Here is a 19952-nt window from a genome sequence, read left to right on the forward strand (position 1 = left end):
CCTGAAACGCGGCCTCGGCAACCTCGCTGTCCGTGGCGTCGAGCACCTCGCTCAGGTGGTGAAACAGCGGTTACGACACATCCAGCGCGAGCCTGATCTCATCGCCGGCTTCCTCGCTCAGACCGGCATGACCCTCGAACCCGAAAGGACGTGACGGATCAGACCTCAGCCTTTCAACCTCTGTAGCGTGCCGAGACGTAGCCCTATGGCCCTACGCCGGCTGCGCTCCGCCACCGGGACGTCGTGGCACAAGAGCGGCGGTGGCTTCGGCTGCGGCGTGGGAGAGCTCGGGTAGGACGTCGCCGTAGAACTTGGCGGTGAAGTATGGGCTGGAGTGGCGGAGCCGGTTGGAGATGACTTTCATCTGAACGCCGGCTGCGAGTCCCATGGTCGCGGCACCATGCCGGAGGTCGTGGAGCCGGATAGGTGGTAGCCCGGCTTGGGTGGCGAGGTGGTGGAAGTGGTCGGTGACGTCGGCGGGGTGTAGCCGATCGCCGGTCGGGGCGGTGAAGACGAGCCCGGTCTTGGTCCAGGCGGTTCCGGCGGCGAGGCGTTCGCGGTGCTGCCGGGCGCGGTGAGCGCGCAGGACGGTGACGGTCTCGGTGTCGAGGGCGACGACTGCTTCACTGTCGGTGGTTTTAGGGGCGTCGATGGCGGTGGCCCAGCCGTGTTGGACGAGTTGCCAGCGGACGGTGAGAGTCAGGGCGTCGAGGTCGAGGTCGTCCCAGTGCAGGCCGCATGCTTCGCCTCGGCGTAGGCCGGTGAAGGTGATGAGGTGGTAGAGGGCGTAGAGCCGGTCGCCTGCGTCGTGGGTGTGGTCGAGGAACCGGCCGGTGTGTTCGGGGGTCCAGATCATGACAGGGCTCGGGGTCTTGCCGGTGTCACGCCAGGTGCGGATGCGTTGGTCGGTCCAGACGGTGGGCTTGGGTGGTCGGGCTGTGGGTAGTTCGATCATGAGGGCGGGGTTGGTGTCGAGGTAGCGGTGGCGGCGCATCGCGTCGTTGAGGGCTTTGCGCAGGGTGGCGTGGATGACGTGCAGGGTTCTGGGGCCGACGATCCGCTGGTTCTTGACCTGGTCGCGTTTCGCGGGGTCGCGGCTGGCGCGCAGGGTCGCGATGGTGGCGTTGCGTTCGGCGATGGCGTCGTACATGGCGTCGATGTGGCCGGGCCGGAGCCGGTCGATGCGCAGGTGCCCGAGGTGTGGAATCAAGTACAGGCGGATGTGCCCTTCGTAGGAGCGCAGAGTGCCTGCCTTGATGTTCTTGCGTCCAGCGAGCCAGTCGGTCAGGTACACCTCCATCGTCGGAAGTTCGGTCGGGGTGATATCCAGGTGCAGCGCCCGCCGAACCTGATCCGGGCTGGGAACGGGCGCGCCGGTCTTGACGGCGGTCTCGATGAGGTCGCCGGTCTTGACGGTGGCGTGCGGGTCGCTGGCGTCGGGAACGGCCAGGGCGGCGCGGATGCGGTCCAGAATGCTGTCGGCGTCGGCTTGGGTGGGGTAGGGGCCGTGGCGTAGCGAGCGGCGGGTGCCGTCGGCGCGGGCAGGAATTTCGATCTGCCAGTGCCATTGGCCGTGGTTGCGGGACCAGCCGCCGCCGGGCCGGCGAAGCTGGGGACAGGAGCGTCCCAGCCTGCGGCCAGTGGTGGTGTCGCGGCAGCCACAGCGTTTGAAGGTGGAGCCCTTCACTCATCGTCTCCTGGGTGCTCGGGGTGGTGCCGCCAGCGGTGGTGGGTGTAGTCCGCTGGCGGCGGGGTCGTTGCATCCACGCTCGACACCGGACCGGGATCAAGTCGCCGGCCGCTGCCCGGGTCCTGGGTGGTCGGCTCGTCGAGCAAGAGGAGTCGGAGGAGGCCGGCGACCGGGACGATGATGCGGGTACCGGCGCGGATCAGCGGTGCGGGAAAGGCGTCGGTGGCGGCCAGGCGGTAGGCCTGGGATCGGCTGATACCGAGTACGGCTGCGGCGGTGGGCAGGGTGGTGGCCGCGCCGAGCGCACGGATCTGCTCGGCGGTCCACACCCCAGCCGCATGCGGTCGTGGGGTGTTCAGCGGTGCGTGGTACGTCGAGTCGGCGTTGGTGCTCATGGCGTCGGTTCTCCTTGCGGTAAGTGGGGTACCCGTCGTGCGGGCGAGGTGTCAGGCTCGGCGGTGGCGTACGTCGTAACGGGCTGGGTGTCGGCCGCGAGGTCCGGGGCTTCCTGGTCCTGCTGCGGTGACCGACCTGCCGGGGGCTGTTCGTCTCTGAGGGTTTTCAGCAGGTGTGATGCCCTGGTGTTGGACACGGTGTGCCCGGCGGTACGCAGCGCTGTGGCGAGCGCCGCGCGGGTCAGTGGCTGTTCCTGGGTGGCGAGTTGGTCGCGGGCACGTCGTGCCGCTGGGAGGAGTTCGTCGGATCCGTTCGTGCGGCCGGCGGACGGTCCACGCCGTGAGGTGCGGCGCCGGTGGACCGGTCCGCCCGTATGGTGGCGGTCCGGTCCACCAGGACGGTGCTCGTCATCGGCCTCGTGGTGGACAGTCCGCGCGGAGGCGGACCGGTCCGCGACAGGCACGGGAGACGGGACCTCGCTGTCCGGGGCGGTCGGCGGGGCGGTGCTGTCGATGGACGGCTCCGCAAGTTGGACGGCGGCGGGGTCCACCGGTTGGGTGGTGGACGGGGTGACATTGGTCCAGCCGGTCCCGGACCTGGTGGTGGTGTAGCCGAGGGCGATCTTGACCATGACGAGGAAGCCGAGCGCGGGTACGGCTGCGGCGATCCAGCCGATCGGTGACGGCTCAGCCTCGACGACCTGCGCCAGGGACAGTGTGACCGCGCAGACCAGCACACTCGCCGGGCATGCTGTCGAGGCGTGGGCGCGTTTGCGACGGCGTAGTTCCAGGCCGGCGGCGATGGACATCAGTTCCAGCACAATGGCGTCGGCCCAGGCCAGCCATCCGGGTTGGCCGTAAGCGGCGGCGACGTTATGGACGTGGGTGAAGCTGGCCGCACCGGCCGCGCCGCCGATGGCAAGCATGATCACGATCTGGACGCCGCCCTCGGCCCGGCTGTGGCGCGTACCAGGAGCCAGGTCATCTGCCGATGGCGTCGTGGCGGACCACCTCCCCCGCCAGGTCCGCGAGGGTAATCTGGCCGCCGTGTGGTGTGTACTGGGTAGGCGGGCGGGCAGTCCGGACGGCCCGGTCCGTAACCGGGCGGCGGACCGGCGGGCCTCCGATCGCGGACCGGACCGCGCAGGGGCGCGGACGATACCCGCATCCCTGCATCCTGGGAACGGTGCCGGTCTGTCACGGGTCTGTCAGCCGTCGCGTACCGGATGCTGACAGACCCGTGACAGTGGCCAGTGGTTCCGATCCCGACCACTGTCGAGGTACCGTGCGCGGCTGCCCGCGCGATACGGGATGTCATACGACCTCGCCCGGGTAGTCTCGGCCGTCGACGACGTAGCGAGCGAGATCGGCCAGGCGGTGCCGGGGCCCTCCCCTACCGGCGGCGGCCCACACCGCCTCGGCCGGACACAACCCGGCTCCGGTGGCGTGGTCGCGGGCACCGGTGGCCACCGGCAACAACGACGGGGGCAGGTCGGCGAGCAGGCGGCGCAGGTTGGCCTCCCGGGCAGCGGAATGCAGCCAGAACAACACCGGCCACGCCCGCCCGGTCGTGGCGAACAACTCCCCGTAGCCGGCCAACTTGCCGACCAGCACCGACAGCGGCTCGCGACCGGTGTCGTACTCGACGAAGAACGGCACCCTGGCACCGTCTTCGGCCCACCGGCCGTAGCCGTCCGGACGCACCCGCGGCTGGTAGGCGCGTACCAGCCCCGAGTCCGCGCGTGTGGTGAAGGCGCCAGCGCGGGCGCAGGCGGCCTCCGGCAGCCACTCGACCAACCCCACGTCACGGTGGGTGCGGGCGTAACCGGCCAGTTCGGTAAAGAAGCCGTTCACCCCGAGGCGGTGCGCCAGCGTGCGGCTGGATGTCCACCGCCGCCGCTCGACGCGGGCATGGTCACGCCGAGGTAGCCGCTCCTGCCGGTCGACGGCGACAACCTCGGCGCCGAGCCGGTCGATCACGTAGTGGTAGGGATAAGAGCCACCGTCGGCGCGCTGCGGCCGGAACCGGGCCATCAGCCGCAACCGGTAGAGGGTACGCAGCCGGCGTTGGCAGAAATCCAGCAACGGGAACAGGGCATGGGCGATCTGGAACGAGGTCAACACCCCGTGGTCGAAGAGCCAGCCCAGCAGAATCCGATCCCGATCGGTCAGCTGGGACTGAACGCGAAGGACTGGATCATCCACCGGATCTCACGCTCCTATCGGATTTCGTGATGCGGATGCGGGTCCCTGGGGAGAGACCCGAGGCCATGCAGGGTCTCTCGCAGGACACGTGGCAGGTGCTGACAGAGGTCGTGACCTGCGTTGTGAGCGATAGTCGGGGGTCAGTTCGGGGGTCCGGCTGAAGACTGACCCCAACCCGGACGTCAAGAAGGACGCCCAAACCGAGGTCAAGTTGGGATCTGTCACTGCCGCCGGCAAGAAGCCGAAGCGGCGAGGGGAAGCAGTCGGAGAACAACACAACTCCTTCATTGAAGGTCTCGACGGCGCCGACAGTCAGGACGCCGTGGTGAGGTCGCTGGCCGCACCCGCCGCACGGCCAGATCGAGACGTGCGGCGGGCAGCCGGCACCCAGCCGGGTCACGCCTGGCAGGGCGGGCCGCGCGAGGACGGCTGGAGGGAATGCTCACTGTGGAGGTGTCAACGAACACGCCGCCGGGCGCACCGGAGAACACGAGACGGATCAGGGCAGCAGTCATCGCCACGACCGTGACCAGCACGATCGTGTACACGAAGATGAACATCAACGGCGACCCGAACCGGCGGGACTCACACCCGCTTCCGGCAACCGGAGCAACCGCTCTGGGACAGGGGCACTCCCGCTCCGGCCGCTCAGCACACCGTGCTGCGGCCAGACGGGCGTCGGCTCAACCCGCCGGGAAAAGATCCTTCATCGCGGTCCTCCTGTCACTCGGTCGGCACCCCGTCGACGGGACCGCCGCACCAGGCCACAACGAGAAGAAGCGCCCTGACGGGCGCCCACCCATCGACCAGTTGGCCCAGCGAACAAGCCCGCCGTACGGGGAACGTGCGTCCAGTACCTCTCGACCAGGCTGCCGCTGTCAAGCGAGTCAACCCCAACGATCGACGGCCTCGGCACGCCCTCGACGCGGCACGGCGCGGGACAGCGCTGGTCCGGCCTCACCAGGCCCGCTACCTGCCGTAACGGTTCCCACCATCCACACGACCCGACCGTCCCACTCGGATACGCCCGACCTGAGAGCGCGTCGAAATAGATGGCCTTGACCGAAAGCCGAGCATTCTCTGGAGCACTTTGTGACGACGAACACGGAGTCCTCATGCTCGCCGACACCCGCCCGCCTAAGTCAGTCCGGGTTCTGGCCGATCAGATACCCCTCGCCAGCGACGGTGACCCCCAGCCGGAGTCAGCACGCGTGTCGACGGAGCTCACGAGCCGACGCGGCACTCGTACACGGCGCGCTGCTTCCCGAGCCCCTTGTAATCGAAGATCACGGACACGCCGTCTGCCCATCTGTCGCCATCGGTGTTGACGAAGCCGAGCGGAAGCCAGGCATCGTGAGCGGGGCGATTGTCGGGTTCGGACGTCAGGTAGAGGCATCGACAACCCCAACGAAAGGCCTGCCGCCGGACATCGCCCACCAGTGACCGGGCGATCACGCAGCCGACGACCTCACCGTCCGGAACGGCAACAGGGCAGGTCGTGGAGAACAGCTTCGCGTACAACCAGTAGTCGGATGACACGCGCAGCTTGATGTAGGGCTTGCCGAGAGCGAGCAGCGTCTCCACGTCGGGAATCCGGTCGGTGGTGGCCGGAACGACCTTCATGAGCGTCTCTCCGGTTCGTTGGATCGCTGCGGGTTATGCCGATACGCGACCTGCTGAAAGGAGAACTCGAGCCAAGATCTGGATGGCCAACGTGGCCAGCTGTCCGGTTTACGGGAGGAGTGGGAGTAGGTCATCGTCGTGTCCGGTCTGAGACAGCCCGGCGGTTGCGGCGATGATCTCGACTGCCTCCTCGAACGTGGTGCTCTCCGGGAGAACGAGTTCGTCGGGCCAGCCCAGGATGTCGTGGGCGGCGTACCAGCCGCTCATGTGCTCGGCGGTGAACTCGCTGGCCTGCGGACGGGTCAAGTGCCGGCGCAGAGTCTCAGGCAGGGACACGTCGAGGTAGCAGAACAGTGACCGCCCCCGGTGACCGTCGCGGAGGTCGGTCAGCACGCTCCGGTAGCGGTAGCTGTGCATGATGCCTTCCAGAACGACGTGGTAGCCGTGATCCAGCGCGAACCGGACGGTCTGCGCGATCAGCGCGGGGGCCGCGCCGCCAAGCTTGTCCCGCTCGCGCAGCACGATGCGGCGCAGGTAGTCCTGCTCGACTAGGGCGCAGCCCCGGCCATGCCGGTGCCGCAACTCCCGGGCAATGCTGCTCTTGCCCGACCCGGAGTTGCCCCGGATACACACCAGGATCGTGTCCAGGCTGCCAGTAGGTTCAACGGGCACGATGCCTCCGCAGATTCAGTCGCTGCCCACGACGAGGTCGAAAGCCTTCATGGTCAGCTGCGTACGATCGGGAAGTGGTCCACGGGCCAGCGACACCATCGCTCGGCCCGAAAAAGCCAACACCCAGCATGAGTCAGTCCGGCACCCCGATCAGAGGGCGAGGATGTTGCCGACGCCGTAGTGATCCCACCATGTCGTCCTGTGCTCGCGCAGTTCGCCGCCGGTGTGTATCAGCAGCAGATAGTTGCCGTTCTGCACCAGGGCCGCGTCCGCGCCACGGCCAGCCAGGATCCGGGCCACCGCCGCAACCATGTTGGGGATCCCCTTGTCCAACAAATCGTCCGCGCGCATGGCAAAATCGACGTTGACGCACCTCTCCGGCTCCCACTCCCAGCGTCCCGTCGTCGTCCTCGGCATCGAAGTAGCCGTTATCGCCGGAGTAGACACTCAGGGCGTAGCCTCGCTGCTCATAGAGTCGGACGCTGAGCAGTCGGGAGTTGGCAGTCGGTACCGGCCTCTCGGTGATGTCGGCGGCAGCGAGTGCGTCACGTCCCCGAGCAGGACAGCACCGGCCAGTGTCAGTCGGAACTCCACGGCCGTCTCTGCTACCTCTTCTCAATCTCGCCGCACGATCTGCACGATCCCACCGTCCGATTTCACCGCGACGAGTTCCTTGAGCCCTGTCCGGCGCGATCGGCCCCGGGCCTTGTCCCAGTGCGACTCATGAACAGGGCCAGCGCCGATCCCGTCAGCCACCATCGGCTAGGCTGCGGCAGCGCATCGGCTCACCCAGCCGGGAGAAAATCCTTCATTGGTGGTCCCCTGTCACTCAGAACCATCGACGGCCTACCCGCCCCCGAACGACGGGCGACGGGCGACGCCCCGAAAACGCGCCACCAAATCGGCCGATCGAACCCGGCAGGCAAACCGCCAAAGCGGTCACGTGCATTCCAGTACGCCTCCGCCAGCAGCGCCCTGTCAACCAGCTTCACCGGCAATCGATCATGACGCTTCCGGACGCAGCAGGACGCGTCAGCACCGGTCAACCCGCACTGGTCTCAGTCAGCACGGATTCCCCGCCCGGATAGGCAGGATAATTTTGGCACGCATTCCCCTTGATCTCACAAGTGAGATGTGGTGGCGGATAGTGGATCTCGGCAGACAGCCGACACGTTTCGTGATCCCGTGGTCGCGGAACAGGCGGTACCGTCAAGCCACACCGTCGTTACCGGACAGCCCAGCGACGGCTCCATGATTCCGCTCCGAGGAGCGCGCCATGCCGCGACAGAACCTCGCCGTCAACCCGACCTTCGGGCCACGTCTGAGGGAGCTACGCATACAGCGAGGGCTGTCGCTGCGGCGGCTCGGCCAGCAGGTGCACTGCTCTCACGGATACCTATGGGACCTTGAGGCAGGTGGCAAGCGTCCGAGCGCCTCCGTCGCCGCACTGCTCGACGCCGCCCTCGGTGCCGGTGGACAGCTGCGCGCCCTGGTTACGAGCGTGTCAGCCGACAGCGGCGGACTGACCGCAAGCGTCGCAGCGCCGGTTCTCGACGGGCTGGGCGGGCTAGAGTTCGCACCGGACTGGCGACACGGTGCAGAGGTCGCGGCGGAGCTCTGGCGGAGAGACATGCAACGGCGAGATCTCCTGGTGGGGGCCGGGTTCAGCGCGGCGGCGTTCGTCGCTCCGGCTTTCCGCTGGCTGACCGTGCGACTCGATGAGCCACCAGTCGGTGACGGCGAGCGCCTCGTTGGCCAACCGGACGTAGACACCATCCGACAGATCACCAGCGTCTACCGAGGGCTGGACAACCGGTACGGCGGCGGCCACGTCAGGGATGGGCTGGTCCGATTCCTCGACATGGAGGTGGCGACGCTGCTGCGGGGCCGCTTCGACGCCGGCACCGGTGCCGCGCTGTTCTCGGCGGCAGCGGAGGCCACCCAACTCGCCGGGTGGACGTCGTACGACGTCGGCCTGCACGGTTTGGCTCAGCGGTACATGGTCCAGGCGTTGCGGATGGCGGCCACGGCAGGCGATCGGCCTCTCGGTGCGGAGATCCTCGCCGCGATGAGTCATCAGGCGGCCTACCTCGGCGCGTCGGCGGAGGCGGTCGACCTGGCGCGCGCAGCGGGACGGACAGCGGCCGAGTCCGGCATCGCCGCGATCCAGGCTGAGTCAGCCGTTCTGGAGGCGCAGGGCCATGCCGTCGGCGGCGACGAGGCCGCGTGCGCGGCGGCGTTGGACCGCGCCGAGCGCGCCTTCGATCGGGCAGAGCGCACCAGCGCGCCACAGTGGATCGGGTACTTCGACGAGGCGTACCTGTCGGCGAAGTTCGGCCACTGCTTCGTTGCTCTCGGCCGTGGCGAGACTGCGGCCCGTTTCGCGGTGCGTTCGTTGGAGATGGACGGCCATGCCTATGCCCGAGGGCGGCAGTTCAACCTGGCGCTGCTGGCGCTTGCCCACGCGCAGGCCGGCGACCCGGAGCAGGCCAGCGTGGTGGGATGCCAGGCCGCCGAGGCAGCCGAAGGGCTTCGCTCGGAGCGGGCGCGTGGCTACCTCGCCACCCTCGCGGACCGGCTCGCCCCGCACGCCGGCCTGGCCGCCGTCCAGGAGTTCTCCCACCGGGTGCGGCCGGTGATCCAGGCTGTCTAGATTCGCCCGGTCGCTCTGGCCAGCAGGACTGCGAGCAGGCCGGCGACCGAACCAGCGCCGACGATCTCTCCAGCGTTGATCCGCTGCTCCACCTCGCTCAGCGGGATCCAGCCGATCCGCTCCGCCTCGTTGACATCCGGCGCGGCGCCCGTCGGATCTGCTCCGCGCGCCAGATAGACCAGATTCTGCTGGTCGATGGTGCCGACCATCGGCTGGAACTCCAGCAGCGGCTCCATGGTTCTCGGCCGCCACCCGGTCTCCTCCTCGACCTCCCGAGCGGCGCACACGGCCGGATCCTCGTCGTGGTCGAGATAACCGCCGGGCAGCTCCCACACCCAGCGGTCGATGATGAAGCGATGCCGCCACATCATCAGCACCCGGTCGGCATCGTCGAGAACGATCACCATCGCCGCCGACGGCACCCGCAGCACGTACTGCTCGAACCGGACGCCATCCGGTAACTCGACATCGGCGATGCTGAGCACCGCCCGGCGGGTGTCGTCGACGACCCGTTCGCCGTGGATGGTCCACTCGCTGGCCCGCCGAGCGTCGGTAGTCATGTTCGCACCCTATCGCCGAGTCGGCAGTCGTCGTACTCAGCGGAACCAGCAGCGTCGGCTGACACCGGCTGACGGCGCACCACTTCATCTGGGCTGGAGGCGCAGCCAACCTATCTATCGAGGGATGTGACGGTCGGCGCCGCAGCGGCCAGGCCGTTGGGTCCTTGGTAACGGCGGCGGCGATCGGTGTCGGCTGGAGCCAGCTCGCGCGACCCGCTCACCGCCGCCGGGCCAATCAGACAGAGAAGTGGGGAGTCATGGCTACGTATCTCGGCGGCGAGCAGATCGAGGAGGCGCAGGCCGTTCTGGCAAGGCACGTCGTGTCCTGCGCCGACGGCAGATGCTTGGCCTGCGACGTACCGGGTCCGTGTCCCGCGCACGAGCGGGCCACGAGCGCCTTCTTCCAGTCGCTGCGGCTACCCCGACGCACGCCCGGTGCATCCCGCCCCGAGCTGTGCGGTGCTCGCCGCACCGCCGTGTCGGGCTCGTGGTGGTCGGCGTGACGACAACGCGCATCGCCCCATGCGGCTATCGCTATCGATTCGCTTCACGGCATGCCGAACGAGGCTTTTGGAGGCTTCATCGTGCCCCTTGATGCTGTAACTGACTCCGCCAACCCTGCAGGCCAGCTCGGCAGGCAGAACGTCCTCCCGGCCTCCGGTCTGGTCATCGACTCGTTCCGGGACGGCTCCGCCTGCTTGATGTCTGCGTGGCAGATCCCGTTGCGGGCAGCCGGGCGACTTGCCGTGCACCACGGCGACCAGTGGTCAGCTGAGATGATCTCTCGGGATCCGAACGCTGATGATCATGTCGTAGCCGCCGCGAAGCGATCCATCGACCTGCTGAACCGCGTTCGGGTGGACCTGGTCACGGAGATCGACACGTGGGTCGACCGCGTGCTCGACGATCCGGGCACCGGACCGCTGCACACCGAGACGATCGGATCGATCATCGACCGGTTGGCCATTGCCTGGGTGCGGTGCCAACGCCTCATCGACCACGAGGGGCAAGGACGGAGTGACAGCCAGGCCGATACGGCTTTGCGGCAGTTTCGGGAGCTGGCGCGCGCGTACGACGATCTTGTGCGGGATGTGCGCGAGGGTTGCCGACGGATTCCTCGTTGGCGTGCCCTCAAGAGCTACGGCGAGCGCCGATGAACGTCGCGGTGACGCTCAACGGTGCGGACAACGTCGGCAAGTCCACGAATGCGCAGTGGCTGGCCTCGGCGATACCGGGGATCACCCTGACCGGGACCATCGACCGGTGGGACCCACAATGGGCGGAGGTGTCACGGGACGACTTCAGCCGATGGTGGTTCGTCGACAGCACCACCGACAAGCATGTCGATCTCGTGTTCCGTTCCTACGCCGCCCGGTGCCAGGGAGGCGGCATGTTGGCGCTGGAGGACCGGGGCTACCCGATGCTCCTCGCCACCTGCGCGGCGACGGCCGCGGTGAAGGACGGAACGCCGATCGGTGAGGCCCTTGCCGAGGTAGAAGCCCGAGCACTCCGATACCTCCCCATCGACAGACGCGAAATCCACATCCTGCTGCGTCACGATTTTGATCCTTCCGCCGAGGCGCGGCAGGCGTTGGCCCGGGACCGGACGCTCGCATCCGATCAGTACGCCGCCTACCAGCGCCAACTGGCCGAAGCCATCGAGCTCCAGGTCCAGCGAGGGGACTACCACAGATTGATCGTGCGTGGTGATCGGCCACTGCTCGATGTGCAGCGTGAGGTTCGCGAGGCCGTCGCCCAGTTCGGCGTGCCCGTCACCCTGCTGGCTCCGGATCGCGTCGACCGGCTCTGGGTCCTCGCCGGCATGTCCGAGAGCGGCAAGAGCACCGTCGGGGAGTTGTTCCGTACCGAGCACGCCGTCACGCGGCTGAAGATCGGATATCTCCTCCGCCTTGCGGCCGACCGGGTCGGCGTGACCGACCCGTACCAGGCGTGGGACGAACTGACCGAGGCACGGATGCTGTCCGAGGAGATCCTCCGCTTCGCCGCGCTCAATCCCGGCTCCCACCGGATCAGCGTCGAAAGTGCGCATCGCTTCGAAGCAACCAGGCATGTACGGCAGATCTGGGGAGATCGCTGCGAGATCATCTATCTCGATGCACCGCCGGCAGTGCGTCTGGCCCGTGGCGAAGAATCACCCGATTCGCTAGCGTCTCGGGACGCGACGAAGCAGAGCCGGGGTGCCGAGCGCATCGCGGCGATCGCCGACTCCGTCGTCGACAACACGGGCAGCCTCCTCGCCCTGAAACGAGCGGTCGCCGAGCTGGTGCACCGCGCTTCCGGCGACCGACGACCGCCGCAACGTGAGACCCTGGTGCCAGCGGCCCTGCAGCCCTTCCTCGCCGCCTACGCCGCCGAGTTGGTCGACGACGAGACGGCACTGGTCGCGGTAACCGGAAGCCTGGCCTACGGGAACTGGCAGCCTGGCTGGAGCGACGTGGATGTCCTCGTCGTCCGCGACACCCTTCCGGTGCATTGGCTCGCCAACCCATCGCTCCCACCTACCGGCCCGGACGGGGCGAAGATCGCGCTGTCGGCGTTCACCACCAACGAGGCGCGCACCGGCAGGCTGCCGCCACGGCTGCTCTATGCGCTGCGGCAGATCGCGCACGACGGCCGAGGAGTGTTGTACCGCCGACCCGGTCTCGTACTCCATATCCTCGACCACGCCAACGACGAGCGCGCCGCCCGCAGTGACCTGCCGCTGGTTGTCATGACGCTACGGCGGCTGGCTGCCCGACCCGACACCGATGTCAGAGCGCTCTACAAGCACGTCGTCCTCGCCATGAAGATCATGCTTCGAGCGGACGGCATCGACTTGGACGCCAGTGACGATGTCCGCCGGGCCTTCGCCAGCCGGCATCCAGCAGCCCGCGTCCACCTGCCCTCGGTCACCGACGCCAGTCGCGCCGGCTGGCGCTCGGACGACGAACTCACAGAACGAATCCGCCGCGCCGCCAGCGATCTGCTGGCCTACGACGAGACCCTCGGCTACACCCGGGACCATGGAAAGGACGACGAAAGTCAATGACGGCCACCACACGTAAGGCGATCACCGCCGACCGAGTAGCCCGCCTCGGAGTCGGCGACACCACCCGCCCGGTCAGGATCATTCACGAGCTCGACGGTGTCCGCAGTGATACCGCGCCGGATCGGGTGATGGCCGCCGGTGACCACCTCTGGCGGCGCTGGTGCGAGCATCCCGCCTACCGGCCGCACGACGTGCTACTCGGCCTGGACGCTGGCGGCATCATCCCCACGCTCGCGGTCGCCTGGGCGAGCGGCAGCCACTACCGCATCGCCTGGAAGGTCAACCTCGACCTGCCGGACAAGCTCGTCTTCCACGAACCTCACGCTCGCCGACTCGAGGTGTTCGCCTACGGCCGCTTCAAGGATCAGCGCGTCCTCATCGTGGACGACGAGATCACGACCGGGCTCACCCTCACGAACCTCGTCACCGCGCTCCGCAGTGCCGGAGCCGACGTCACAGGCGTGCTCTGTCTGGTCGAGGACACGACCGGAGGCGGACGGGATCTGCTCGAACAACACGAGGTCCCGCTGTGCGTACTGACCACGCTCTGACCGCCACCGACAGCCCAACCTGTTGGCAGGGCGGGCCGACGTTCGTCCGACGCGATCGGGCCCCGCTTGGCCGACTCCTGCCGTACCGGCGGGCCGCGGGAGAGCTGCCACCACCGAAGGCCACCCTCGACGCGGTACACGAAAACGGCTGGCACCTCGACTTCGGCGCACGAGGGCTCGGCGACGTACTGCTGGGTCTCGCCCTAGCCCAGGCTCTTCACGAGGCCACCCGCGACCGGTACCCGCAGCTGGCATACGTCGGCCCCCGGGCGGCTCTCCTCGCCCGATGCACCCTGCCGCTCACCGTCACCTCCGCGAACGGCCACCACTCGATCGGCACCGAAAGCCCAACACCGCGCACCTTCGACGCCGTTCCCGAGATCCCGCCGACGAGGCTCGACATCGTCGACGCCAACATCCTCCAGGTGCACGCCGCGCTGCCGATGCGCTACTACCTCGACATCGAGCAGACCCTCGGGGTACGGCTGCCTGCTGACAGCGACCCGTGCCCGCGGTTCCGCGCCACGGAGCCCACACCTACGCCCTACCACGTGCTCTTCGTGTCCACCACCAGCCGGCCAGAGCGCAAGGACTACGGCATCGAGAACTTCGGGGCAATCGCGCGCTGCCTCACTGCTCAACGTCCTGACGTGCCCTGGCGGTTCACCCTGATAGCCGCGCCGGACCGAGCGGCACCGCCGCCCGTCGCGCTGATCGAGGTCTTCCACGGTCCGACGGCCGTGGACTGCGTCGATCTGTTCGGTACCGCCGAACTGGTCGTCGGCAACGACACCGGCCTGACCCACCTCGCCGCTCTCACCGAAAGACCGGACGGCACCGGGCCTACCGTTGTCGGCCTGTACGGGCGGCACGCGCACACCAAGTGGATTACCGGCTCAGCCCGTCACCACGCGGTGGCGACGCCGTTCTCGCAGCTCATGTCCATTGCCGACGCGTGCCCGGTCCGGGACGGCTACGACGACACCGTCTGGTCCGCTGCCAGCGACCTGCGAGCCGTACCGGCTGAGCTGATCGCGCGTTTCGCCGGCCGGTGCGCTGGCTGGTGGGACTCGTGATCCGCGTCGCCCGCCACCGGCGGTTCACCGCGAACCACACCTTCCATCTCGATGTCGGCGCACGCCGGCTGTTCGTCAAGATCAACCCGAATCCTGCCGAAGCTGCCGCCGAGATCGCCGGGTACCGGCGGATACAGCACCACTATCCGCTTCCCGCCCTACACGCGCACCACCGCGTCGGCCGTTGGACCCTGACCGTTTACGACCGGCACCGGCCCGACCAGCCCGACACCGGCCTGCTCCTGGACGCCATCACGGCCGGCAACGTCGGCGCCCTTGCCAACCTCGACCACGGGCTCGACGCCATCCTCAGCCACTACCGGCACGTCATCGGCACGACGATGCGTCACCTGCCCGCCTCCCAGACCATCGGCAAGCTCTATCGCGACCGTGCCCAACCCGGCGGCCGGCTCGACCTGTACTACGGCCACAACCCAAACCTGCTGACGATGCCCGACAGCTCCGGCATCCGCTGCGGCGACCTACACGAGACGACCCTCATCATCAACGGACAGCCTCGACGACTCGACTTCGACGCACTGGTCACCGATCTCCGCACCGCCCTGCAACCGGACCAGCAGATATGGGCAGCGACGACCCAGGGCGATCCCACCGACGTCAACATCGGCCTGGACGACCAGAACCGACCCGTCTGGTTCGACTACGACACCGCCGGCCTCAACTCACTCGCGGGGGAGATCGCCTGCTTCCTCTGGTACCAACGGCTACACGCCGCATGGCTCGTACCGCGCTACAACCCCGGAGCCTTCGCCGACCACCGGCGGGCACTCACCGACGCCGTCAGACCACAGATCCGACTGGCGAGGCTGTCGGCCCGGACGATCGCGATCGACTACCAGCACCGGCCGTCAGCCGCGCGCCAGCACACCGTCGCCCGCTACCTCGGCCAGCTCGCCCAACCACTCGCCACCAGCATCGGCACCGACCTGCTCACGTGGCTACGGCCGTACCTCGCCATGCGCCTACTGGCCGTCTACCCACTGCACCAGCTGGAGCCGGCGGACGCCGCGTTGTCGATCGGCTTGCTCGCGGACCTGTACGCGCCCGAAGCCGACCTGGCCCAACTGCTGGGACTCACCACCACACGTGGGAGGACAGTCCATGAATCGTGAAGTCGCAATCGTGACCGGAGCTGGCGGCGGCATCGGAGCCGCGATCGCCGCCCGTCTCGCCGCCGACTTCGACCTGGTCCTGGCCCACCGCCACGACGATGACGACCTCGGGGCAGTCGTCGAGTCGGCCCATCAGCGCGGCGCACGCACCAGCACCATCATCGGCGATCTGACACGGTCCACCACACAGGCAATGTTCCAATCCACGGTCGATGCCCATGCCGACCGGCTGGTTGCCGTAGTCAGCAATGCTGGCGCATACCCCCGAATCCCCTGGCACGAACTGGACCTGGACACGTTCCGCAGTCAACTCGAACTCAACCTGGTGACCCACGCCGCGTGCATCCGAGCCGTCACGCCCGTCCTGATCGCGAACGGCCACGGCCGTATCGTGGCCGTCTCCTCGATCCTGACCCAACTCGGCCGCATCGACCTGGCCGGCTACATCGCAGCCAAGAACGGGCTCGAAGGCCTCGTCCGGGCCCTGGCCCGTGAACTCGGCCCGAATAACATCACCGTCAACACGGTACGCCCGGGCTCGATCGAGGTCCCCGCCGAGCGCGCCGTCGTCGACGACCACGCCGCCATGGTGCAACGCCAACTCGACCGGCAGTGCATCAAGCGTCGTGGCCAGCCTGCCGATGTGGCCGCCGCCGTCGCCTTCCTGCTTTCTGCCGCCGCCGGGTTCATCACCGGGCAGGCGCTCAACGTCGACGGCGGCTGGCATCTGTCGTGAACGACCGGCTTCTCTGGATGCGCCACGGCACCTGCCTCGACGGCCTCTGCCGCCCCCGCGCCCACGCCCGTCCCGACACGCCACTGACGATGCGTGGGATCGCCGAGGTCGTCAGCACAGCCCGCCGGCTGTCTGAACGAAACGCCAAGCCGAACGTCATCCTCACCAGCCCTCTACCGCGAGCGACGATGAGTGCCAACATCCTGGCCGAGATCCTTGATGCGCCGATCGCGCCGCCAGATCCGCTCTACGCGGAATGGCGCGCACCCGACTGCGTACTCGGCCTGAGCCCCGACGACTACCCGAGCGAGTACCAAGCGTGGCGCAGCGAACGCCTTCGTGATCCGGATTCGGCTCTCCATGGTGGGGAGAGCCCGACCGCGCTACGACAACGCGCGGTGGAAGCCGTACTGCGCGCCCACGAGGCCGCCCAGCAGGGCGTAGCCCTCATCGTGTCGCACCGCGTCTTCATCGGCGCCGTAGCCGCAAACCTGGAGGGTGCCCGCAGCCCGCAAGAAGCGTTCCAGGCAGCCCGGGACTTCAGACTCGGACCGGCGATGGTCTGGCCAACCTGCCCTACACCGAGAGCAGGGCCTCCTCGTTGGAGATGATGAACTCTTTCAGCGCATCCGGCTTAAGATCCACCGCAGGCAGCTTGTCGATCGCCACCCGGTCGAGCTGGTAGCCACCACGCAACGGATCAGCGAACTCCTCCCCGGTACGGGCATCCTCATTCAGCTGACGTAGCCGACAGGCGAAGAAATGCTGAACGGAAACGCCCTCACCAGCGGGGGCGGTGAACAGGAACACCTGGGCGAACCGGTCCGCCTCGGCACCGAGTTCTTCGTGCAACTCGCGGCGAAGCGCCGCCTCCAGGGAGACATCCGTCGACTCCAGGCCGCCGCCCGGCGTTGTCCAGTACGGTGCCTGGCCGGGCTTGATCCGCTTGATCAGCACGAGTCGGTCGTCCTCATCCAGAAGAACGGCCCGCACCGACCTACGTACGATCTGACGCACGACTTGCCCCTATCCGCGCCCAGAAATCACTAACAGTAGCGTGAAGGTACCCGTCGCAGAGTTGGACGCACAACGAGGCACCTGGTTCAAGCCGCACCCGCCGACACGAGGCTTCAGGTAGTTAATCCATCTCTCCACCGACAAGGCACCCTGTCCCGCGAAGCGCGGATTGGTCCAACGGCTCCCGAGCACCCGCCGAGCGACCACCGACCACCGGCGTACACGAAAAAGGCCCCGACCGGCAGAGAACTACCAGGTCAGGGCCTTGCTCGTTGGTGCGCCGCCAGGGACTCGAACCCCGAACCCGCGGATTAAGAGAATGATCTTGGTTGAGTCATTTAATCCATGTCGGTCGCTGAAGTCCACCTGTTCGTGTTCATGGCCCTGCTTCCTCAAGATGGTGTCCCGCTCAGTCCGTCCGTTGCGAGCCTGTCCCTGGCACCGGAGCACCCGGTGAGCACCCACTGATGCGCCCCGTTGATCGACGGGAATGGCCGCGTCAAAGATGACGAGGTTCAGAGGCCGGGCCTGCCGATTCCGGGCATCGGCGCGCTGCACAGGGCTTCGTCACAGCGGGCGTCCCACGAGGTACCCGGCCGCCACGGGACCCGAAAGGCAGCGGGAGTTGTCAGCGGTCGCGACTACGCTACGTGGGCATTCGATCAACGAAGATCAACCTAAGAGAGGCCAGATGCGCGTCACCAAGGCGCAGATCACGAAGTACAAGAGCGTCACCGACTCCGGCGAGTTCGCAGTCAACGACCGCCTCACGGCACTCGTGGGCAAGAACGAGGCTGGTAAGACCGCCGTCCTAGAGGCCATCTACCGCTTCAACCCCCTGGCGAGCGGTCACCCGACGACGTTCGATCCGCTACGGGATTACCCCCGCAGCAGCTACAACCGCGACAAGGCTCAGATCAGCGCCATTGAGCCGATCCAGCTAACGTTCGCGCTCGACCCTGACGACATGGCTGCCGTCGAGGCCACGTTCGGCAAAGGCTCGGTGATTGCTACCCACGTGAGGGTCGCCCGCCGGTACAACAGCACGACCACCTACTGGAGTTCGCCGATTATCAGCGAGGCCAAGGCGATCGGGCACCTAGTGGAGAAGGCCGGGCTCGACCGGGGCAAGTACGCCAAGCAGACGCGCGGGGCGACGATCGCCGCACTCCGGGCCGAAGAAGAACCGCCGACAGCGGCGGCGGAACTGGCCGGCGACCTGGAAGACCGCGATCTTGTGAGCGAGGCTTGGAGCATCCTGGCCCGTCGACTTCCGAAGATCCAGTATTTCGACGAGTACAGTGTGCTACCGGGCAGCGTCTCGATCGAGCGCCTGCAGAAGGCCGCTGAGGACGATCTCAGCCCGGGCGAGCGCACCGCGCTGGCGCTGCTGCGGCTGGCCGGCGTTGACAGCGAGGAGTTCGCTGAGGCGGACTACGAGGCCCGGAAGGCGTCGCTGGAGGCCGCAGCCAACCAGCTCACCGACGAGCTGTTCGAGTACTGGACGCAGAACGACGGCCTGTCCGTCGAGCTCGACATCGAATCGCGGCCGGTGCCTAACCGGCCGGGGCAACCGGAGCCGTGGCTGCAGATCCGGGTGCGCAACGCGACCCACCGAGTCACCCTCAACATGGCCGAGCGGTCCAAGGGCTTCATTTGGTTCTTCTCGTTTCTGGCCGCGTTCTCTGAGTACGCCGAGGAGGACCGCCGGGTAATCCTGCTCGACGAGCCGGGCTTGAACCTACACGCCAAGGCTCAGGGCGACCTGTTGCGCTACATCGACGAGCGGCTGGCCCCGGACCACCAGGTCATCTACTCCACCCATTCGCTGTTCATGATCCAGCCGCGGCACCTGGAGCGGTGCCGCACGGTCGAGGACCTCCCGAAGCAGGGAACCCAGGTCAGCGAAGACGTGTGGGCCGCGCGGCCCGAGACCGTGTTCCCGCTGCTCGGCGCCCTGGGCGTGGACATGTCCCAGGCGCTGATTGTCGGCCCGGATCAACTGGCCGTCGAGGGCCCAGCCGACGTGGTCTACCTCTCCGTCATGAGCGACCTCGCCCGGGAGAAGGGCAAGACATCGCTCGATCCTCGGTGGACCATTACTCCTATCGGCGGGCTCGACAAGATTCCGACGTTCGTCGCGCTGCTGCGCGCCAGCGACCTGAACATCGCGGTCGTCATGGACGTCGCCGCCGGCGGCAACCAGAAGATCACCAACATGGTCCAGCGCGGGCTGCTGGCCCAGGACCACCTCATCCCGCTGACCGACATCACGGGCACGCCGGAGGCGGACATCGAGGACCTTTTCGATCAAGGTTGGTACCTGAAGCTGCTCAAGGAGAGCAAGGTCGGGGTCGTCGCCAAAAACAAGCTCACCGGCGGCCGCATCGTCAAGCAGGTCGAGGCCGCCCTTGGCTCCCGATTCGATCACTACCAGCCCGCCAGCTACCTCATGCGCACGGCCACCAAGCTACGCGACGAGGTGGACGACGCCACCATCGACCGGTTCGCACAGCTGTTCGCCCGGATCAACAACCTGCTCAGCACCTAGCCCGCCCGTGCCTCGGCGTCCGCCCTGGCCCGGGCGCCGGG

At 67.7% G+C, this 19952-nt stretch carries 18 protein-coding genes and 1 pseudogene; 10 read left to right on the top strand and 9 right to left on the bottom strand.

Going from position 1 to position 19952, the window contains the following annotated elements:
- Positions 1 to 211: 211 nt before the first annotated feature.
- The 7 genes and pseudogenes from ACFQ4H_RS07115 to ACFQ4H_RS07145 form a co-directional block, all read right to left on the bottom strand.
- Complete coding sequence (locus ACFQ4H_RS07115; protein ID WP_377568261.1) at positions 212 to 1687, bottom strand: tyrosine-type recombinase/integrase; 1476 nt, start codon at positions 1685 to 1687, stop codon at positions 212 to 214.
- Positions 1684 to 2085, bottom strand: coding sequence for a hypothetical protein (locus tag ACFQ4H_RS07120; protein ID WP_377568263.1), 402 nt, complete (start codon positions 2083 to 2085; stop codon positions 1684 to 1686). Before ACFQ4H_RS07120 ends, ACFQ4H_RS07115 begins: the two co-directional genes overlap by 4 nt.
- Positions 2082 to 3011, bottom strand: a complete 930-nt coding sequence (locus tag ACFQ4H_RS07125) for a DUF2637 domain-containing protein (protein ID WP_377568625.1) — start codon at positions 3009 to 3011, stop codon at positions 2082 to 2084. Before ACFQ4H_RS07125 ends, ACFQ4H_RS07120 begins: the two co-directional genes overlap by 4 nt.
- Before the next feature lie 388 nt (positions 3012 to 3399).
- Positions 3400 to 4290: a replication-relaxation family protein gene (locus ACFQ4H_RS07130; protein WP_377568265.1), complete on the bottom strand. Its 891-nt coding sequence runs from the start codon at positions 4288 to 4290 to the stop codon at positions 3400 to 3402.
- 1224 nt (positions 4291 to 5514) lie between these two features.
- A complete protein-coding gene (locus ACFQ4H_RS07135) occupies positions 5515 to 5913 on the bottom strand; it encodes a GNAT family N-acetyltransferase (protein WP_377568267.1) in 399 nt (132 codons plus the stop codon).
- Between the two features lie 108 nt (positions 5914 to 6021).
- Positions 6022 to 6585 (bottom strand): kinase, encoded by a 564-nt coding sequence (locus ACFQ4H_RS07140; RefSeq protein WP_377568270.1) that lies wholly within the window; start codon positions 6583 to 6585, stop codon positions 6022 to 6024.
- A 150-nt stretch (positions 6586 to 6735) separates the two neighbouring features.
- Positions 6736 to 7179: pseudogene (locus tag ACFQ4H_RS07145) on the bottom strand (SitI3 family protein).
- A gap of 682 nt (positions 7180 to 7861) precedes the next feature.
- On the opposite strand from ACFQ4H_RS07145, the gene ACFQ4H_RS07150 reads away from it, so the two are divergent.
- Entirely contained in the window at positions 7862 to 9238 is a 1377-nt protein-coding gene (locus ACFQ4H_RS07150) for a helix-turn-helix domain-containing protein (protein ID WP_377568272.1), read from the top strand.
- Here the strand turns inward: ACFQ4H_RS07150 and ACFQ4H_RS07155 are convergent.
- Positions 9235 to 9798: an NUDIX hydrolase gene (locus ACFQ4H_RS07155; protein ID WP_377568275.1), complete on the bottom strand. Its 564-nt coding sequence runs from the start codon at positions 9796 to 9798 to the stop codon at positions 9235 to 9237. The two genes, ACFQ4H_RS07150 and ACFQ4H_RS07155, sit on opposite strands and share 4 nt — an antisense overlap.
- A gap of 257 nt (positions 9799 to 10055) precedes the next feature.
- On the opposite strand from ACFQ4H_RS07155, the gene ACFQ4H_RS07160 reads away from it, so the two are divergent.
- The 8 genes from ACFQ4H_RS07160 to ACFQ4H_RS07195 are packed head-to-tail and all read left to right on the top strand — an operon-like array spanning position 10056 to position 16954.
- Positions 10056 to 10301 carry a hypothetical protein gene (locus tag ACFQ4H_RS07160; RefSeq protein WP_377568278.1) on the top strand — a complete coding sequence of 82 codons (246 nt, stop codon included), beginning with the start codon at positions 10056 to 10058 and terminating at the stop codon, positions 10299 to 10301.
- A gap of 51 nt (positions 10302 to 10352) precedes the next feature.
- Positions 10353 to 10955, top strand: a complete 603-nt coding sequence (locus tag ACFQ4H_RS07165) for a DUF4254 domain-containing protein (RefSeq protein ID WP_377568281.1) — start codon at positions 10353 to 10355, stop codon at positions 10953 to 10955.
- Complete coding sequence (locus tag ACFQ4H_RS07170; protein ID WP_377568283.1) at positions 10952 to 12847, top strand: nucleotidyltransferase domain-containing protein; 1896 nt, start codon at positions 10952 to 10954, stop codon at positions 12845 to 12847. The genes ACFQ4H_RS07165 and ACFQ4H_RS07170 overlap by 4 nt, the downstream gene beginning before the upstream one ends.
- Positions 12844 to 13398 (top strand): phosphoribosyltransferase, encoded by a 555-nt coding sequence (locus ACFQ4H_RS07175; protein ID WP_377568286.1) that lies wholly within the window; start codon positions 12844 to 12846, stop codon positions 13396 to 13398. The genes ACFQ4H_RS07170 and ACFQ4H_RS07175 overlap by 4 nt, the downstream gene beginning before the upstream one ends.
- The gene (locus ACFQ4H_RS07180) at positions 13377 to 14474 is read left to right on the top strand and encodes a glycosyltransferase family 9 protein (RefSeq protein ID WP_377568289.1); all 1098 of its coding nucleotides are present in this window, start codon (positions 13377 to 13379) and stop codon (positions 14472 to 14474) included. The genes ACFQ4H_RS07175 and ACFQ4H_RS07180 overlap by 22 nt, the downstream gene beginning before the upstream one ends.
- Positions 14462 to 15607, top strand: coding sequence for a hypothetical protein (locus ACFQ4H_RS07185; RefSeq protein ID WP_377568291.1), 1146 nt, complete (start codon positions 14462 to 14464; stop codon positions 15605 to 15607). The genes ACFQ4H_RS07180 and ACFQ4H_RS07185 overlap by 13 nt, the downstream gene beginning before the upstream one ends.
- Positions 15597 to 16343 (top strand): SDR family NAD(P)-dependent oxidoreductase, encoded by a 747-nt coding sequence (locus ACFQ4H_RS07190; protein ID WP_377568294.1) that lies wholly within the window; start codon positions 15597 to 15599, stop codon positions 16341 to 16343. The genes ACFQ4H_RS07185 and ACFQ4H_RS07190 overlap by 11 nt, the downstream gene beginning before the upstream one ends.
- A complete protein-coding gene (locus ACFQ4H_RS07195) occupies positions 16340 to 16954 on the top strand; it encodes a histidine phosphatase family protein (protein ID WP_377568297.1) in 615 nt (204 codons plus the stop codon). Before ACFQ4H_RS07190 ends, ACFQ4H_RS07195 begins: the two co-directional genes overlap by 4 nt.
- On the opposite strand, the gene ACFQ4H_RS07200 is transcribed toward ACFQ4H_RS07195, so the two are convergent.
- Positions 16920 to 17360 carry an NUDIX hydrolase gene (locus ACFQ4H_RS07200; RefSeq protein WP_377568299.1) on the bottom strand — a complete coding sequence of 147 codons (441 nt, stop codon included), beginning with the start codon at positions 17358 to 17360 and terminating at the stop codon, positions 16920 to 16922. The genes ACFQ4H_RS07195 and ACFQ4H_RS07200 overlap by 35 nt on opposite strands.
- A 691-nt stretch (positions 17361 to 18051) precedes the next feature.
- Here ACFQ4H_RS07200 and ACFQ4H_RS07205 point away from each other — a divergent pair.
- The gene (locus ACFQ4H_RS07205; RefSeq protein WP_377568301.1) at positions 18052 to 19911 is read left to right on the top strand and encodes an ATP-dependent nuclease; all 1860 of its coding nucleotides are present in this window, start codon (positions 18052 to 18054) and stop codon (positions 19909 to 19911) included.
- Positions 19912 to 19952: the final 41 nt, after the last annotated feature.

It is taken from the genome of Micromonospora sonneratiae, assembly GCF_042679305.1.
GTDB lineage: Bacteria > Actinomycetota > Actinomycetes > Mycobacteriales > Micromonosporaceae > Micromonospora_H > Micromonospora_H sonneratiae.

What these genes read in the sequence shown, in the direction of transcription:
- ACFQ4H_RS07120 (WP_377568263.1), bottom strand. Translation starts at nt 2,085, where the DNA reads ATGAGCACCAACGCCGACTCGACGTACCACGCACCGCTGAACACCCCA.
- ACFQ4H_RS07125 (WP_377568625.1), bottom strand. Translation starts at nt 3,011, where the DNA reads ATGCTTGCCATCGGCGGCGCGGCCGGTGCGGCCAGCTTCACCCACGTC.
- ACFQ4H_RS07135 (WP_377568267.1), bottom strand. Translation starts at nt 5,913, where the DNA reads ATGAAGGTCGTTCCGGCCACCACCGACCGGATTCCCGACGTGGAGACG.
- ACFQ4H_RS07150 (WP_377568272.1), top strand. Translation starts at nt 7,862, where the DNA reads ATGCCGCGACAGAACCTCGCCGTCAACCCGACCTTCGGGCCACGTCTG.
- ACFQ4H_RS07155 (WP_377568275.1), bottom strand. Translation starts at nt 9,798, where the DNA reads ATGACTACCGACGCTCGGCGGGCCAGCGAGTGGACCATCCACGGCGAA.
- ACFQ4H_RS07160 (WP_377568278.1), top strand. Translation starts at nt 10,056, where the DNA reads ATGGCTACGTATCTCGGCGGCGAGCAGATCGAGGAGGCGCAGGCCGTT.
- ACFQ4H_RS07165 (WP_377568281.1), top strand. Translation starts at nt 10,353, where the DNA reads ATGCCGAACGAGGCTTTTGGAGGCTTCATCGTGCCCCTTGATGCTGTA.
- ACFQ4H_RS07170 (WP_377568283.1), top strand. Translation starts at nt 10,952, where the DNA reads ATGAACGTCGCGGTGACGCTCAACGGTGCGGACAACGTCGGCAAGTCC.
- ACFQ4H_RS07175 (WP_377568286.1), top strand. Translation starts at nt 12,844, where the DNA reads ATGACGGCCACCACACGTAAGGCGATCACCGCCGACCGAGTAGCCCGC.
- ACFQ4H_RS07190 (WP_377568294.1), top strand. Translation starts at nt 15,597, where the DNA reads ATGAATCGTGAAGTCGCAATCGTGACCGGAGCTGGCGGCGGCATCGGA.
- ACFQ4H_RS07205 (WP_377568301.1), top strand. Translation starts at nt 18,052, where the DNA reads ATGCGCGTCACCAAGGCGCAGATCACGAAGTACAAGAGCGTCACCGAC.